This is a genomic window from Acidobacteriota bacterium (assembly GCA_012517875.1).
In the GTDB taxonomy this organism is placed as follows: Bacteria; Acidobacteriota; JAAYUB01; order JAAYUB01; family JAAYUB01; genus JAAYUB01.
Genome location: JAAYUB010000064.1, coordinates 1 through 14,048 on the forward strand (window position 1 = coordinate 1; position 14,048 = coordinate 14,048).

The 14,048-nt window shown below is 67.9% G+C and carries 14 protein-coding genes; 7 read left to right on the plus strand and 7 right to left on the minus strand.

The genetic code is table 11. The features are described 5' to 3' along the window. The coding region (locus GX414_06935) for a hypothetical protein (GenBank protein NLI46825.1) at nt 1-375 on the plus strand (375 nt) is incomplete at its 5' end. Between the two features lie 66 nt (nt 376-441). Here GX414_06935 and GX414_06940 read toward each other — a convergent pair. The 6 genes from GX414_06940 to GX414_06965 form a co-directional block, all read right to left on the minus strand. Next, nucleotides 442-1,546 (minus strand): peptide chain release factor 2 gene (locus tag GX414_06940; protein NLI46826.1). Its coding sequence is split into 2 segments (ribosomal slippage): nt 442-1,470 and nt 1,472-1,546, totalling 1,104 coding nucleotides; the frame shifts between segments, so codons are not numbered across the junction. After that, complete coding sequence (gene lnt, locus GX414_06945) at nt 1,515-3,131, minus strand: apolipoprotein N-acyltransferase (protein NLI46827.1); 1,617 nt, start codon at nt 3,129-3,131, stop codon at nt 1,515-1,517. Before lnt ends, GX414_06940 begins: the two co-directional genes overlap by 32 nt. A gap of 34 nt (nt 3,132-3,165) precedes the next feature. Beyond that, a complete protein-coding gene (lipA, locus tag GX414_06950; protein NLI46828.1) occupies nt 3,166-4,035 on the minus strand; it encodes a lipoyl synthase in 870 nt (289 codons plus the stop codon). A 2-nt stretch (nt 4,036-4,037) separates the two neighbouring features. Next, nucleotides 4,038-4,733, minus strand: a complete 696-nt coding sequence (locus GX414_06955) for a hypothetical protein (GenBank protein ID NLI46829.1) — start codon at nt 4,731-4,733, stop codon at nt 4,038-4,040. A 108-nt stretch (nt 4,734-4,841) separates the two neighbouring features. After that, on the minus strand, nt 4,842-5,585 hold the full coding sequence (locus GX414_06960) for a slipin family protein (GenBank protein NLI46830.1): 744 nt from the start codon (nt 5,583-5,585) through the stop codon (nt 4,842-4,844). An 8-nt stretch (nt 5,586-5,593) separates the two neighbouring features. Continuing rightward, nucleotides 5,594-6,925, minus strand: a complete 1,332-nt coding sequence (locus tag GX414_06965; GenBank protein ID NLI46831.1) for a nodulation protein NfeD — start codon at nt 6,923-6,925, stop codon at nt 5,594-5,596. Nucleotides 6,926-7,211: 286 nt separating this feature from the next. Between GX414_06965 and GX414_06970 the strand changes: the two genes are divergently transcribed. The 5 genes from GX414_06970 (at nt 7,212) to GX414_06990 (ending at nt 11,219) form a co-directional block, all read left to right on the plus strand. Continuing rightward, nucleotides 7,212-7,670 (plus strand): nuclear transport factor 2 family protein, encoded by a 459-nt coding sequence (locus GX414_06970; GenBank protein NLI46832.1) that lies wholly within the window; start codon nt 7,212-7,214, stop codon nt 7,668-7,670. Between the two features lie 74 nt (nt 7,671-7,744). Next, nucleotides 7,745-9,304, plus strand: a complete 1,560-nt coding sequence (locus GX414_06975) for a hypothetical protein (protein ID NLI46833.1) — start codon at nt 7,745-7,747, stop codon at nt 9,302-9,304. Between the two features lie 8 nt (nt 9,305-9,312). Next, entirely contained in the window at nt 9,313-9,657 is a 345-nt protein-coding gene (locus tag GX414_06980) for a hypothetical protein (protein NLI46834.1), read from the plus strand. A gap of 26 nt (nt 9,658-9,683) precedes the next feature. Then, nucleotides 9,684-10,082 (plus strand): acetyl-CoA carboxylase biotin carboxyl carrier protein subunit, encoded by a 399-nt coding sequence (locus GX414_06985; protein ID NLI46835.1) that lies wholly within the window; start codon nt 9,684-9,686, stop codon nt 10,080-10,082. Between the two features lie 9 nt (nt 10,083-10,091). Beyond that, a complete protein-coding gene (locus GX414_06990) occupies nt 10,092-11,219 on the plus strand; it encodes a sodium ion-translocating decarboxylase subunit beta (GenBank protein NLI46836.1) in 1,128 nt (375 codons plus the stop codon). A 126-nt stretch (nt 11,220-11,345) separates the two neighbouring features. Here GX414_06990 and GX414_06995 read toward each other — a convergent pair whose 3' ends face one another. Continuing rightward, nucleotides 11,346-12,623, minus strand: a complete 1,278-nt coding sequence (locus GX414_06995) for an MBL fold metallo-hydrolase (GenBank protein NLI46837.1) — start codon at nt 12,621-12,623, stop codon at nt 11,346-11,348. Nucleotides 12,624-12,883: 260 nt separating this feature from the next. Between GX414_06995 and GX414_07000 the strand changes: the two genes are divergently transcribed. Then, nucleotides 12,884-14,048 (plus strand): peptidase S41 (locus tag GX414_07000; protein ID NLI46838.1); only part of this gene is annotated, 1,165 nt, incomplete at its 3' end.

Genomic DNA, 14,048 nt, shown 5'->3' on the forward strand with positions numbered 1-14,048 from the left:
ATGGTCCTGGGATACATCGACGAGGGCGCTTGCGGCCACCTGCTCACCGGCTGTTTCCCGGGCGCCATCCCGGTCTTCCGCCTCTACCATGCCAAAGGGGACCATCACTACACCACCGACCGGGCGGAGGTCGGGACAGCCGTCCTGCAGTTCGGGTACATCTCCGAGGGGATCGCCGGCTACGCCTACCCGCCGGTCACGCTGCCGGGGGACCTGACCGGCGAGGGGGAGGTCAACCGCACCGACGTATCCCGCCTGCGCCAGGTGCTGGCGGGCGGGCTGTGGGACCAGCCCTGGCCGGGCGGTGAGTTGGACGGGGACGGCCGGCTGACCGCCGTGGATCTGCTGAGACTCGAATTGTTGGTTAACGATTGATTTCACCGGATTGTGCCGGCAGACGCGACGCCGCGGCGGTGAAAGGGGCGGCAAGCCCGCGGCGGGCTATTTCCCGCGGAACTGGACCAGGTAGGCCTTGATCAGCTCGTCGAGGTTGCCGTCGAGCACCGAGTCCACGTTGCCGATCTCCACCTTGGTGCGGTGATCCTTGACCAGGCGGTACGGCTGGAGAGTGTAAGAGCGGATCTGGCTGCCCCAGGCGATGTCCTTCTTGGCGTTCTCGCGCTCGGCGATCTCGGCGCGCTTCTTCTCCAGCTCCAGCTCGAACAGGCGCGCGCGCAGCACCTTCATGGCCACTTCCTTGTTGCGGATCTGGCTGCGCTCGTTCTGGCACTGCACCACGATGCCGGTGGGGAAATGGGTGATCCGCACCGCCGAGTAGGTGGTGTTCACGCCCTGCCCGCCGGGGCCGGAGGCGCAGAAGGTGTCCACCCGGATGTCCTTCTCCTCGATGGCCACGTCGATGTCGTCGCTGATCTCGGGATACACGAACACGGACGCGAACGAGGTGTGCCGCCGGGCGGCCGAGTCGAAGGGGGAGATGCGGACCAGCCGGTGGACGCCGCTCTCGGCCTTCAGGAAGCCGAAGGCGTACTCTCCCTCGGCCAGGAAGGTGGCCGACTTGATCCCGGCCTCCTCGCCGGGCTGGGTGTCGATCATGCGCGTGCTGAAGCCCTTCTTTTCGGCATAGCGCAGGTACATGCGGAGCAGCATCTCCGCCCAGTCTTGGCTCTCGGTCCCGCCGGCGCCGGAGTGAATGGTCAGGAACGCATTCTTGTCGTCGAAGTCTCCGCTGAGGATGGTGCGAAGCTCTGCCTCCTGTGTCTGCAGGCCAAGTTTGGTCATGAGCTCTTGCAGATCGGCAGCCACGTCCTCGCCCTCTTCGGCCAGCTCCACCAGGGCGCCGGCATCGGCGGCCATGGCCTCCAGTCCCTCCACCAACTTGATGTTGTTTTTCAGATGGCGGGTGCGGCGGAAGACGTCCTGGGCCCGGTTCTGGTCGTTCCAGAAATCGGGCGCCGCCGCCTGGGCTTCCAGCTCCTGCAGTTCACGGGTACAGGCGTCGAAGTCAAAGATACCCCCGGACGTCCCGGATGCGGCCGACAATACCGTTCAGCTCAGTCTTGATCTCGTCCAGTGCAATGCTCATCGGATCGTTTCCTGCGCCAGGGGATTCCCGCGCCGAGGGCCGTGACAGCCACACAGAGCCAGGCGAACGCGTCGCCGATCACCACGTAGGGGCTCCGTTGGGACAGGGGATGCACATGCCCGATCAGCGTGCCTCGTGCGAAGGGCGGGATTTGCGCCGTGACCCGCCCGAAGGGGTCGATTATAACACTGATTCCCGAGTTTGCAACCCGGACCACCCAGCGGCGGTTCTCCACCGCCCGCAGCAGGCTGTGCTGGATGTGCTGCCAGGGGGCGGCGGTGCGACCGAACCAGGCGTCGTTGGTGACGTTGACCTGCAGCCGGGCGCCCGCCGCGGTGAGCGCGCGCAGGTACTCGGGGAAGATCGCCTCGTAGCAGACCGAGACGCCCACCGGCACGCCGGCCGCCTCCAGCGGCACCGGTCCCGCACCCGGGGCGAAGTCGCCGATCTCCTGGCTCATGGCCCGGGCGAAGAAGAACAGGTTCTGGAACGGGACGTGCTCAGCGAACGGCACCAGCCGCGACTTGTCGTACGCCCCGCCCGGGCGTCCATCCGGCCCCACAACATACACGGTGTTGAAGTATGTCCGGCCGCTGAAGCGGATGCCGTTGAACAGCAGTGTGACCCGGTGGGACGCCGCCATGCCGGTCATGAGCTGGCGGTAGGCGGGATCGCGGTCGAACGCGTAGGGCGTGGGGCTTTCAGGAAACACCACGAGGCGCATGGCCGGCGCCGCCGCCATCACGTCGGCCAGCAACCGAGGATAATCGACTCGGTGCACGGTCGCCACCTGCTCCCGGGTGTCCTCGTCGCGGATGTTCGGCTGGATGCCGGCCACCGCCAGTGGCTCGCCCGTTGTCGCCGGGAAGGTCGCGTAGCGGAGTTCGGCGTAGATGAAGCAGTAGAAGAGCGCCATCCCCACCAGCGCCGCCCAGTACAACTTGAGCTTGCGCGGAACGTCGGGCACCATCGCCAGCAGCAGGACCGTGTTGATCGCCACCACCAGGAAGGAGACGCCGTAGACGCCGGTGGTGTCGGCGATCTGGATCAGGAAGCCGAAGTAGGCCTGGCCGGTTCCCAGGTTCCCCCACGGGAAGCCGGTGAGCGCCAGGTAATTGCGGGCGTATTCCTGCGCCGTCCAGACAAACGGGGCCAGCAGCGCCGCCTTCCAACCCCACTGGCGGAACATCCGCCACTGCACCCAGGCGAAGGCGCCGACGAATAGGGCCAGCACGCCGGCCATGAGGACGAATACCCCGCCCGCCAGCACGGGGTGGACGCCGCCGTAGGCCATCATCGCCCGCGGCACCCAGTACAGCAGTCCGAGGAAGAACAGGGCGCCGGCGGTGAAGCCGGACAGGAACGCCGCCCGGCCGCGGGCGCAGCGGCCCAGATGGTAGAGCAGCGGGACCAGCGCCACCCAGGCCAGCGGCCAGACGTCGAAGCGGGGAAACGCCAGGATGAGGAACAGCGCCGTGCCCAGGGGGTAACGCGCGTAATCCAACCAGCGCTCGGGACTCGCCGGCAGCGCCGCGGCGGGAGTCGGCGGTTCGGGCGGCGGCGGCGTCGGTTGGGTATCGGGCATGGATGGCATCCTGCGAAGCGATTGGCCGGACGCGTCAGGCGCCGCCGGAGTCGGGGCGGACGAGCCGTTCGGCCAGATAGGAGCTCCGCACCAGCGGACCGGCGAAGACGCCCTGGAAGCCCAGGGCCATCGCGTCGCGCTCGTAAGCGCGGAACTCGTCGGGATGGACGTACCGAACCACCGGCAGGTTGCCGCGACGGGGCTGCATGTACTGGCCGATGGTCACGAACATCACGCCGGCGGCGCGCAGGTCGGCCAGCACCGCCATCACCTCGTCCCGTTCCTCGCCCAGACCCACCATGAGGCCGCTCTTGACCGGGACGGCCGGCCGCCAGTCCGCGGCCTGCCGGAGCACCGCGAGCGACCGGGCGTAGTCGGCCTGGGGGCGGACCACCGGATAGAGCCGCGGCACGGTCTCCACGTTGTGGTTGAAAACGTCGGGCGCCGCCTCGAGCACGGTCCGCACCGCCGCGGCGTCACCCTGGAAGTCGGGGACCAGCACCTCCACCCGGAGGCCCGGCCGCGCCGCCCGGGCGGCGCGGATCACCGCCGCAAATTGACCGGCGCCGCCGTCGGGGAGGTCGTCGCGCGTGACCGAGGTGATAACCAGGTAGCGCAGGTCCAGTTCCGCCGCCGCGCGGGCGATCGCCGCCGGCTCGGCCGGGTCGGGGGGGTGCGGCGGGCGGTGGTCCACCGCGCAGAAGCCGCAGCCGCGGGTGCAGCTGTCGCCGAGAATCAGAAAGGTGGCGGTGTGGCGGGAGAAGCACTCGCCGCGGTTGGGGCAGCGCGCCTCCTCGCAGACGGTGTTCAGGCCGTGCCGGCGCAAGACCTGCCGGGTGCCGTGAGTGGCGGCGCCATGCACGCTGACGTTGCGAAGCCAATCCGGCAGGCGCGGCCGCTCCATCGTCACTCCGTCACTTTCCGGGGAAATGCCTCGAAGCCGTCCTTCTTCAGGCGGGCCACCAGCTCGCGGGCATGGGCCTGGTCCTTGAACTTGCCCACCTGGACGCGATGCATGCCGTCGGAGCTGCCGGCGTCGGCGATCTTGACGAAGGCGTCGTAGCCCTTGCCCTTGAGCCGGTCCACCATCTGGCGGGCCTCAGCCAGGTCTCGGGTGGCCATGGCCTGGACGACAAAGTACGTCGTTCCCGCGACGGTGGGCGCGGCCGGTGTCGTGGTCTGCGGGACCGGCTTGGTCGGCGCCGGCGTCGTCGCCGGCGCAGGCTTCGGGCCGGCCGCAGCCGGCGCGGTGGTCGGCGTCGCCGGCGCGGCCGGTGGCGTCGCGACAGCGGCAGGCTGGGTGGCCGGCTGAGCTGTCGGCGGAACGCCGGCCCGGGTCGTGTCATCGCGCGGCGGCGGCAGCGTGATCTCCTCGATGGCCGGACTGGGCTCCACACCAGCCGGCGCCGGCGCCTTGTCGCCCGCTCCCGTCGGCTGGCCGGCCAGGGCGGACTCGTCCATCGGCTCGGTGAAGGAGCGACCCACCATGAGCCCGATGGTGAACACCACCACCAGCACCACGACGAAGAAGGCGAACATCAGGACGATGTCCCGGTTGTTCAGGACCACCGTCTTTTCCTTGGAGTTGTCCTTGTCACGCATGCGCATTCCCCACCGCTGAATTGCCGCGCCGCCGCCGGCGCGGACCCGGCCCCGCCGGCTGCCCGAATATATATCACACTCCGGGCCGGCCCACCAAGGGCCGGCGCGCTAACGGTCCTTCATCAAGTGGCCCAGAAGCTCCATGGGCAACGGAAACACGATGGTGGTGTTTTTCTCGACGCCGATCTCGGTTAACGTCTGAAGGTAGCGCAGCAGGATGGCGACCTTCTGCTTTTCCAGTTCCGCCGCCGCATTGGCCAGGGTCTTGGACGCCTGAAACTCGCCGTCGGCGTGGATGATCTTGGCTCGCTTCTCGCGCTCGGCCTCGGCCTGCTTGGCCATGGCGCGCTGCATCTCCTGCGGCAGGTCCACTGACTTGACCTCGACCTTCGACACCTTGACCCCCCACGGGTCCGTGTCCCGGTCCAGGATCTCCTGCAGGCGGATATTCAGCGCTTCGCGCTTGCTCAGCAGGTCGTCCAACTCCACCTCACCCAGGACCGACCGAAGGTGAGTCTGGGCCAGCTGGGATGTGGCGTAGAGGTAATTTTCCACATCGATCACCGCCTTGACCGCATCGAGCACCCGGTAGTAGACCACCGCGTTGACCTTCACCGAGACGTTGTCCTTCGTGATGACGTCCTGCGGCGGGACGTCGAGGGTGATGGTGCGCAGGTCCACCTTGACCATCTTGTCGATGGGGGCGAACACCAGGATCAGACCCGGCCCCTTGGCGCCCGGCAGCACCTTGCCGAGCCGGAAGATCACCGCGCGCTCGTACTCCCGGATGACCTTGATCCAATTCAGAAAGAAGAGGAACAGGAAAACGACGGCAACGGTCGTAAACGTCATACCCGGTATCATAACTGACCTCCTTGGGTCGTATTCTTGTCTCTCGGCTCGACATACAGGACCAGCCCCTCGGCCCGGATCACCACTACCGGTGTGTCCGCCGGGATGGCGGCGCCGGATGCCGACACCGCGTTCCAATACTCGCCCCGAACGTGCACCTGGCCCGCCGGCGCCAGTTCCGTCACGCTACGGCCCGCAATGCCCGCCATGCCCTCTTGGCCGGTGGCGGACCGGCTGCGCATCGCGCGGATGACCAGGCGGGTCAGGAGCAGCAACAGCACGCCCACCGGCACCGCCACGCCCAGCACCACCGACCAGGCCACGCCGAAGTTGGGATCGGGGCTGTCCACCAGCATCAGGAAGCCCAGCACCAGGCTGACGATGCCGGCGATGCCCAGGACGCCGAAGCCCTGCACCTTGATCTCGGCGATGAACAATCCCACCGCCACGATGATCAGCAGCACGCCGACGTAGTTCAGCGGCAACAGCGAAAAGCCCAGCAGGGCCAGGAGCAGGCAGATGCCGCCCACCACTCCCGGCGCGTAGAAGCCGGGGTGGGAAAACTCGAAGAAAAGTCCGAGGATGCCCACCAGGGCCAGAATGATGGCCACGTTGGGATCGGAAACGAACGCCAGCATCCGCTGGCGCAGCGACATCTCCACTAAGCGTACCGTCTGGCCGGTGAGTTTCAGGACCACTTCGCGACCGTCAAACTTGCGCACCGTACGGCCGTCGAGCAGCTTCAGCAGTTCCGCCTCATCCTTGGCCACCAGGTCGATCAGCTTCGCGTCCAGTGCTTCCGCGGCGGTATAGGACGCGTTCTGCTTGACGGCGGCCACCGCCGCCTCCTCGTTGCGGCCCCGCTGGCGCACGATGCCGCGCAGGTAGGCCAGGATATCGTTCTGGATCTTCTCAAAGATCGGCTTGGTCTTCTCGTCCTCCGGGATGGGCATCACACCGCCGAAGGCCATGATGGGGTGGGCCGCCCCGGAGTTGGTCCCCGGCGCCATGGCCGCCACGTCGGCCGCCACCAGGATGAAGAAGCCGGCCGAGGCGGCATGGGCGCCGCTCGGGGTGACGAAGGCCGCCACCGGCGTCCGGCCGTTGAGGATGGCGCGGATGATGGCCTTCATCGAATCGCCGAGCCCGCCGGGCGTGTCCATTTCCAGCACGATGAGTGCGGCCTTCTGCTGGTCCGCCTCCTGCATCGCCGCGACGATGAACTCGGCGCGGACCGGATCCACCGCCCCGTCCAGCACAATGCGGACCACCTCGCCCCGCGCGGCGCCGCCAACGCCCAGCAGGGCCAGGGACATGGCCAGAAGACGCAATGTGTTCATAACGGGTTGTTCCTTGAGCGAATCGGAAGTTGGCCGGATTATAGCCCATGTCGGCCGCCGGCCGCAACTCCGACCACCGGCCGGAGTGAAAACGCCGCGGCGGCGCAGACGGCAAATCCACGGAGGTAACCATTTCCCGGACAACCGCCGCCCCGCCACGGCTATTTATTATGATAGCACAGCGCCTTGGCCCACGTGCCCTGTTCCGCGGCCCGGGTGATCTAGATTGACGCTCACAAATCATTACCTATATAATGTTTTTTCCATACTTTGGCCGGAGGCAACGATGTCCCAATCCCTTGAGAGCCATGCCAAGGACTGCGACGAGATTCTGGCCCACATCGACTCGATTTTTCAGGCGTTCGCCCAGCGCGACCGCGAGGCGCTCGCCCGCACCCATCTGCCCAACTGGAAGGGTTTCATCGCTCGGTCCCGCCAGGTGATCCGCGACCGCGATCAGTATCTCCATGACGTGGAGCGGGTGATCGAACACCAGCACTACTCCACCTGGGAGTTGTCTGATGTGGATTTCGCGTTTTACGGTGACACCGCCATCGTCTGTTACATCGCCCGGGTCTGCGGCGACCTTCCCCAGAACAAAACCTTCGAGTACAAAATGCGGATCATGGACATCTACCAGCGCATGCCCGAGGGCTGGAACCTGGCGGCGTCCAGCGTCAGCGTTCATCCCGACGAGATCGACCGGCACCTCAGCACCCTGGCGCTCATGACGCACCAGTACTGAAGGCCGCCTGACCCGTCCCGCCGGCGTCCGCCGCCCGCGGCCCGGGCGGCCGTCCGCCTGAACACGAGGTGACCATGAGCCACGACACAACCCAGCACAAGATCGCCGCCCTGCAGGAAAAAATCGCCCGGATCCAGGCGGGCGGCGGCCCCGCCCGGATCGACAAACAGCATGCCGCCGGCAAGCTGACCGCCCGCGAACGGCTGGCCGTTCTGTTCGATCCGGATACCTTTGTGGAAACGAAGACGTTCATCGCCCACCGCTGTACCCAGTTCGGCATGGAACAGCAGGAGATCCCGTGCGACGGAGTCGTCACCGGTTCGGGTACCATCAACGGCCGGCTGGTGTTTGCGTTCTCCCAGGACTTCACCTGCTCGGGCGGGTCCGTGGGCGAGATGCACGCGCACAAGATCGTCAGCATCATGACGGACGCCCTCAAGTGCGGGGCCCCCGTCATCGGCATCAACGACAGCGGTGGTGCCCGGATCCAGGAGGGCGTGGACGCGCTGAGCGGCTACGGCCGGATCTTCTACGCTAACACCCTGCTCAGCGGCGTCGTCCCGCAGCTCTCCATCATCGCCGGCGCCTGCGCCGGCGGGGCCGCCTACAGTCCGGCCATGACCGACTTCGTCATCATGGTGCGCGGCACCAGCCAGATGTTCATCGCCGGCCCCAACGTCATCAAGGCGGCCACCGGCGAGTCGATCACCCCGGAGGCCCTCGGCGGGGCCGACGCCCACGCCCGGATCAGCGGCAACATCCACTTCACCGCCGCCGACGACCGGGATGCGTTCGCGATCGCCGCCCGGCTGCTGAGCTTCCTCCCCAACAACAACCTGCAGGATCCGCCCAGCATCCCCATCGACGACCTCGTGGTCGCGGACGATCCCCGGTTCAACGAACTGGTCCCGGACGACCCGCGCGAACCGTACGACATGCGCGCCGTCATCATCGGCCTGGTGGACGGCGGCGACTTCCTGGAAATCCAGGCGGACTACGCACCCAACCTGATCATCGGCCTGGCCCGGCTGGGCGGGATGACCGTGGGCGTGCTGGCCAACCAGCCCATGGTGCTGGCCGGCGTGCTCGACATCAACGCCAGCGACAAGGGCGCCCGCTTCATCCGCTTCTGCAATACCTTCAACATCCCGCTGGTCAACCTGGTGGACGTGCCCGGCTTCCTCCCCGGCGTCGGCCAGGAGCACGGCGGGATCATCCGCCACGGCGCCAAGCTGCTGTTCAGCTATTCGTCGGCCACGGTGCCCAAACTCACCGTGATCGTCCGCAAGGCGTACGGCGGCGCATACCTGGCCATGTGCAGCAAGGACCTGGGCGCCGACCGGGTCTACGCCTGGCCCAGTGCCGAGATCGCCGTCATGTGCGCCGAGGGCGCGGTCGAGGTCGTCTTCCGCAAGGAGATCCAGGAGGCCGCCGACCCGAAGGCGGCGTTCCGGGACATGGTGGACCTGTACCGGCGCGAGTTCGCCAACCCGTACGTGGCCGCCGGCCGCGGCTTCATCGACAACGTGATCGAACCGCGCGACACGCGGCGGCTGCTCATCCTGGCGCTCCACGCGCTCCGCGCCAAGCGGGAGACCCGCCCGCCCAAGAAGCACGGCAACATCCCGCTGTAGAGGCGCCCATGAGCGACATCGTCTTCGGGCTGATGCTGACACTGATCGGGATGGGCATCGTCGTTCTGACGCTGGTCACCCTGCAGATGGTGATCGTGTTGATGGGCGCGGCCGACCGCTGGGCTTCCCGCCGGCCGGTGACGGTCCCCGCCGCCCCGCCGGCCGCTGCCGCCGCCGACGCCATCCCGGCGGACGTGGTGGCCGCCATCGCCGCGGCGGTGACCGTGGCCCTGCGCGAGCCGGTCCGGATCCACCACATCCACATCCACCAGGATGAAACCCAGGCCGCCTGGTCCCGCATCGGACGGCTGGATATCATGCGCTCCCACTCGACGGGCAGCGCCAAGTTCTGACCCGCACCGCACACTGGAGATCGGCCATGAAACAGCTCCGCGTCACCGTCAATGGCAAAAGTTACGACGTCCAGGTGGAAATCCTGCAGGACGATGAGGGGCACTACCCCGGGGCGCCCCACGCCGCGCCGCCTGTGTCCGTGCCCGCGCCTGCCGCCGTGCCGGTCTACAGCCCGCCGTCGGCCGCCGTCGCCACCCGCCCCGCCGCCGGTCCCGGCTCGCTCTGCGCGCCCATCGTGGGCACCGTGACCAAGGTGCTCGTGGAAGCCGGCGCCGAGGTCAAGACCAACCAGAAGCTCATCGTGCTGGACGCCATGAAGATGGACACCTACATCAACGCGCCGCACGACGGCGTCATCGCATGTGTGGACTGCAAGGTGGGCGACGCCGTCCAGGTGGGTCAGCGGCTGGTCACCTTCCGCTAGGAGCCGCCCATGCTGGAGCATCTCCTGCGCTACCTGGACGGCACCGGATTCAAGGCGTTCACCTGGGAAAACGCGGTGATGATCGCCGTGGCGCTCGTGGTTATCTACCTCGCGGTGCGCTGGGAGTTCGAACCGCTGCTCCTGCTGCCCATCGGCTTCGGCGCGCTCATCGCCAACATTCCGGGTTCGCCGTTGATGATGCCGCCCCACGGCGAAGAGATCGGCGGCCTGTTCTGGTACCTCTACCACGGAGTCAGCTGGGAGATCTTCCCGCCCGTCATCTTCCTGGGCGTCGGGGCGCTCACCGACTTCGGCCCCCTCATCGCCAACCCCCGCACCATCCTGCTCGGGGCCGCGGCCCAGTTCGGGATCTTCGCCACCCTGCTCGGCGCCATCGCCCTCGGGTTCGTGCCCAAGGAAGCCGCGTCCATCTGCATTATCGGGGGCGCCGACGGCCCCACCGCGATCTTCACCGCCACGAAGCTGGCGCCCCACCTGCTCGGCCCCATCGCCGTCGCCGCTTACTCCTACATGGCCCTGGTCCCGCTCATCCAGCCACCCATCATGCGGCTGCTCACCACGCGGAAGGAGCGCCAGATCGTCATGCAGAACCTCCGGCCGGTGAGCCGGCGCGAAAAGATCTTGTTCCCCATCGTGGTCACGATTCTGTGCAACATCTTCGTGCCGCCCACCGCCGCGCTGGTGGGCATGCTCATGTTCGGCAACCTGATCCGCGAGGTGGGCATCGTGGAGCGGATTGTCCGCACCGCCCAGAACGAGCTTATCAACATCGTCACCATCTTCCTCGGCCTGTGCGTCGGCTGCAGCATGGACCGCACCTTCCTCCGACCCCAGACGATCAAGATCATCTGCCTCGGCGCGGTGGCCTTCGCCTTCGCCACGGCCGCCGGCCTGCTCGTCGCCAAGTTCATGAACCTGTTCTCGAAGAACAAGATCAACCCGCTCATCGGCTCGGCAGGCGTCTCGGCCGTCCCCATGGCCGCGCGGGTGTCCCACACCGTCGGCCAGGAGGCCAATCCGCAAAACTACCTGCTGATGCACGCCATGGGCCCCAACGTGGCCGGCGTCATCGGCACGGCGGTGGCCGCGGGGATTCTCATCTCGATCCTGGGCTGACCTCCCTCCCCGCCGGTGCCGCCCGTGCGGGCTTCATCTGAACGATTGTGTCATGGCGGCCACGACCGACGCGCCGGGCACCGGCGCCGCCCCGGACGGATCCGCGCCACCGCCATCATCGGTGCTTCAGGGGGTCGGTTGCGGTTGTTCCTGTAGTTCCAGCATCTGCTTGCGGACGCCCGCGTCATTGGGATATCCCGCCAGGTACGTCTGGAAGTGTCGCACCGCCGCCGCGCGGTCGCCGGCCTTGGCACAGAGCCGGCCGAGCGCGCCGTGGCTCCGGCACGCCGCGTCGCTTCCCGGCGACTCGGCGATACACAGCTCCAGGAAGCGCGCCGCCGCGGCATCCTCGCCTTTGTAAATCAAGATCCGGCCGATGAACATCGGGGTGCGCGCCTCGAACAGGTAACGGTCCGCCTGGCGGGTTTTCAACTCCTGATAGACGGCGACGGCGGCTTCGACGCCCTTCTCCTTCAGCGCAGCGTGGATCTGCCCGTAGGGTCGGGGCTTCCCCGTCATGTCCGGCCGCCCCTCCCGGAGCGCGAAATACCATGACTGGATCATGGCGTCGCACGTGACGTAGCTGCTCTCGAACGAGGCGAAATCCGCCAGCGCCTTCGCCGACTGGATGGCGGCCATGTCCTTGCCGGCGGCCATCTCCCGCCGGACGATGGCGCCTGTCGCCGCCATCATCCTCTGGAAAGCGCGGCCCTGGGCATGGCTGCAGTCGTCGGCGTGGCCGGGGACGAGCCGCACGTCTTCGGGCAGCAGGTCGAGCAGCCGGGCGGTGATCTCCGGATACCGTCGGATGTCGCCCGACTCGCCGTCGACGGACGGGAAGTGGACGCCCATGCAGAGGGCGCCGACGTAGGCCACTTTCGCCCGAGTGAACCAGACGACGATGTCGCTGTCGTCGTGGGCGCCCGGGAAGGCGGCGAGGCGGATCTCCTCGCCGTTGAAGTGCAGGGTGAGGCTATCGGTGAAGGTCACGGCGGGCAGGGCCTCGCGGGGCAGATCCAGAAAGGAGTACAGGCCGCTTTCGAAGCGCGTCCGCATGTTCCGGTGGGCGATGATCACCGCCTCCCTCCCGAGGGTGGCGTTCCCGCCCAGGTGCTCCGCGTGAGAGTGGGTACTGACGATGATCCGGGGCAGGCCCTTGCCGAAGGCCGCCACCGCCCGGGAGAGCGCGTCCACCGAATCCTCGTCCCCCGTATCCACCAGCAGGACGCCGTCGGCCCCTACCGAGGCGAGCACCTTGACGGGATAGCCGCCGCCGTCGATGGCGAGCTCGTACAGCCCTGCGGCGAGCGGGGTCACCTGATAGGCCCGCGGTGGCTCCTCCGCCCCAAGCGGCAGCGCAATCCACAGACAACAGACAGTCAGGACGAACGATCGAATCCACATGATCTTCCTCCCTCGGGCGAACGCGACGCCCGTTTGCAGCGCGGCCTGGCAATCCCGGCCGGTGGTTGGAGAGTATACGAAGGAGCGACGTGCGGTGTTGACGCCACCGATTTCCGGTCCGGCCGCCTCGTCCCGGCCGTTGCTCCGCTCGTCACCGCCCGGCCGTCAGCGCCTGGCAGAAAAATGACTTGATTTTGCCCGCTGCTCTGGCCACCATAATATTTCGGCAATCTTCCATACATTTCCCGGGAGGAAGCCTCATGCGTCAGACCGCGGGGATCGTGATCATTCTGCTGCTGGCCGGATTCGGCCTGTCCGTCGAGCCGGTGATGCCGCGCCACCCGGCGCCCTCGCCGGACGGCACGGTCATCGCCTTCTCTTGGCAGGGGGACATCTGGCTCGCGTCCGCCGCCGGTGGCGCCGCCCGACGGCTCACCGCCAACCCGGGCTACGACGGACGACCCGTCTGGCTTCCCGGCGGCACCGGGCTGGCCTTCACTTCGAACCGCGACGGCGGCGACGACGCGTATATTTTGGACGTGGCCGCCGGCACCACCCGCCGACTGACTCACCACGAGGCGGCCGACACCGTCATGGGCGGCCTCGGCGCCGACGTGGTGTTCACTTCGGCCCGCTTCGACGCGTTCGACCGGATGCCGGCGATTTACCGCATCCCCGTCGCCGGCGGCACCGAGTCGCTGCTGGCGCGGGTGCTGGCGCTGGAGGCGGTGCCGTCACCCGACGGCCGCCGGCTGGCCCTGGTGCGGGGCGGCACCCCGGCCCAGCGGCGCCACTACCGCGGCTCCGCCAGCCGGGACCTGTGGCTGCTGGAGCTCAACGGCCAGAAACTGGAGCGGCTCACCGACACGCCGTGGGACGAGGACGGCGTTTCCTGGGCCGGCAACGATGCCCTGGTGTTCCGCTCCGACAACGGCGGACCCGACCGCAATCTGTTCCGGCTGGATCTGGCCAGCCGTGCGCAGATCCCGCTCACCCGGCACACCGGCGCCGACGTGCGCGCCCCGCGCTGCTCGGCCGACGGCCGGCTGGTGGCGTATGAGTTCTGGGACGCCCTGTACACCGTCGCGGCCGCCGGCGGCGCCGAGCCGCGCCGGCTGACGCTGGACGTGCCCGCCGACTCGCTGCTCCCCGCCGTGGAGCGGAAAACGTACACCGCCGACGCCGAGGAGATCGTGCCGTCGCCCGACGGCAAGCAGGTGGCCCTCATCGTGGCCGGCGACGTCTTTGTCGTAGCCCGCTGGCCCAAGGACGCCGCGTCCGTCGCGCCGGCCCCCACGGTGCGCGTGACGACCACGCCGGCCCGTGAGCGCCATGTGGCCTGGAGCCCCGACGGCAAGGGGCTGGTCTACGCCTCCGATCGGGACGGGCAGCTGGACCTCTACTCCGCCCGGCCCGCCGGCCGCG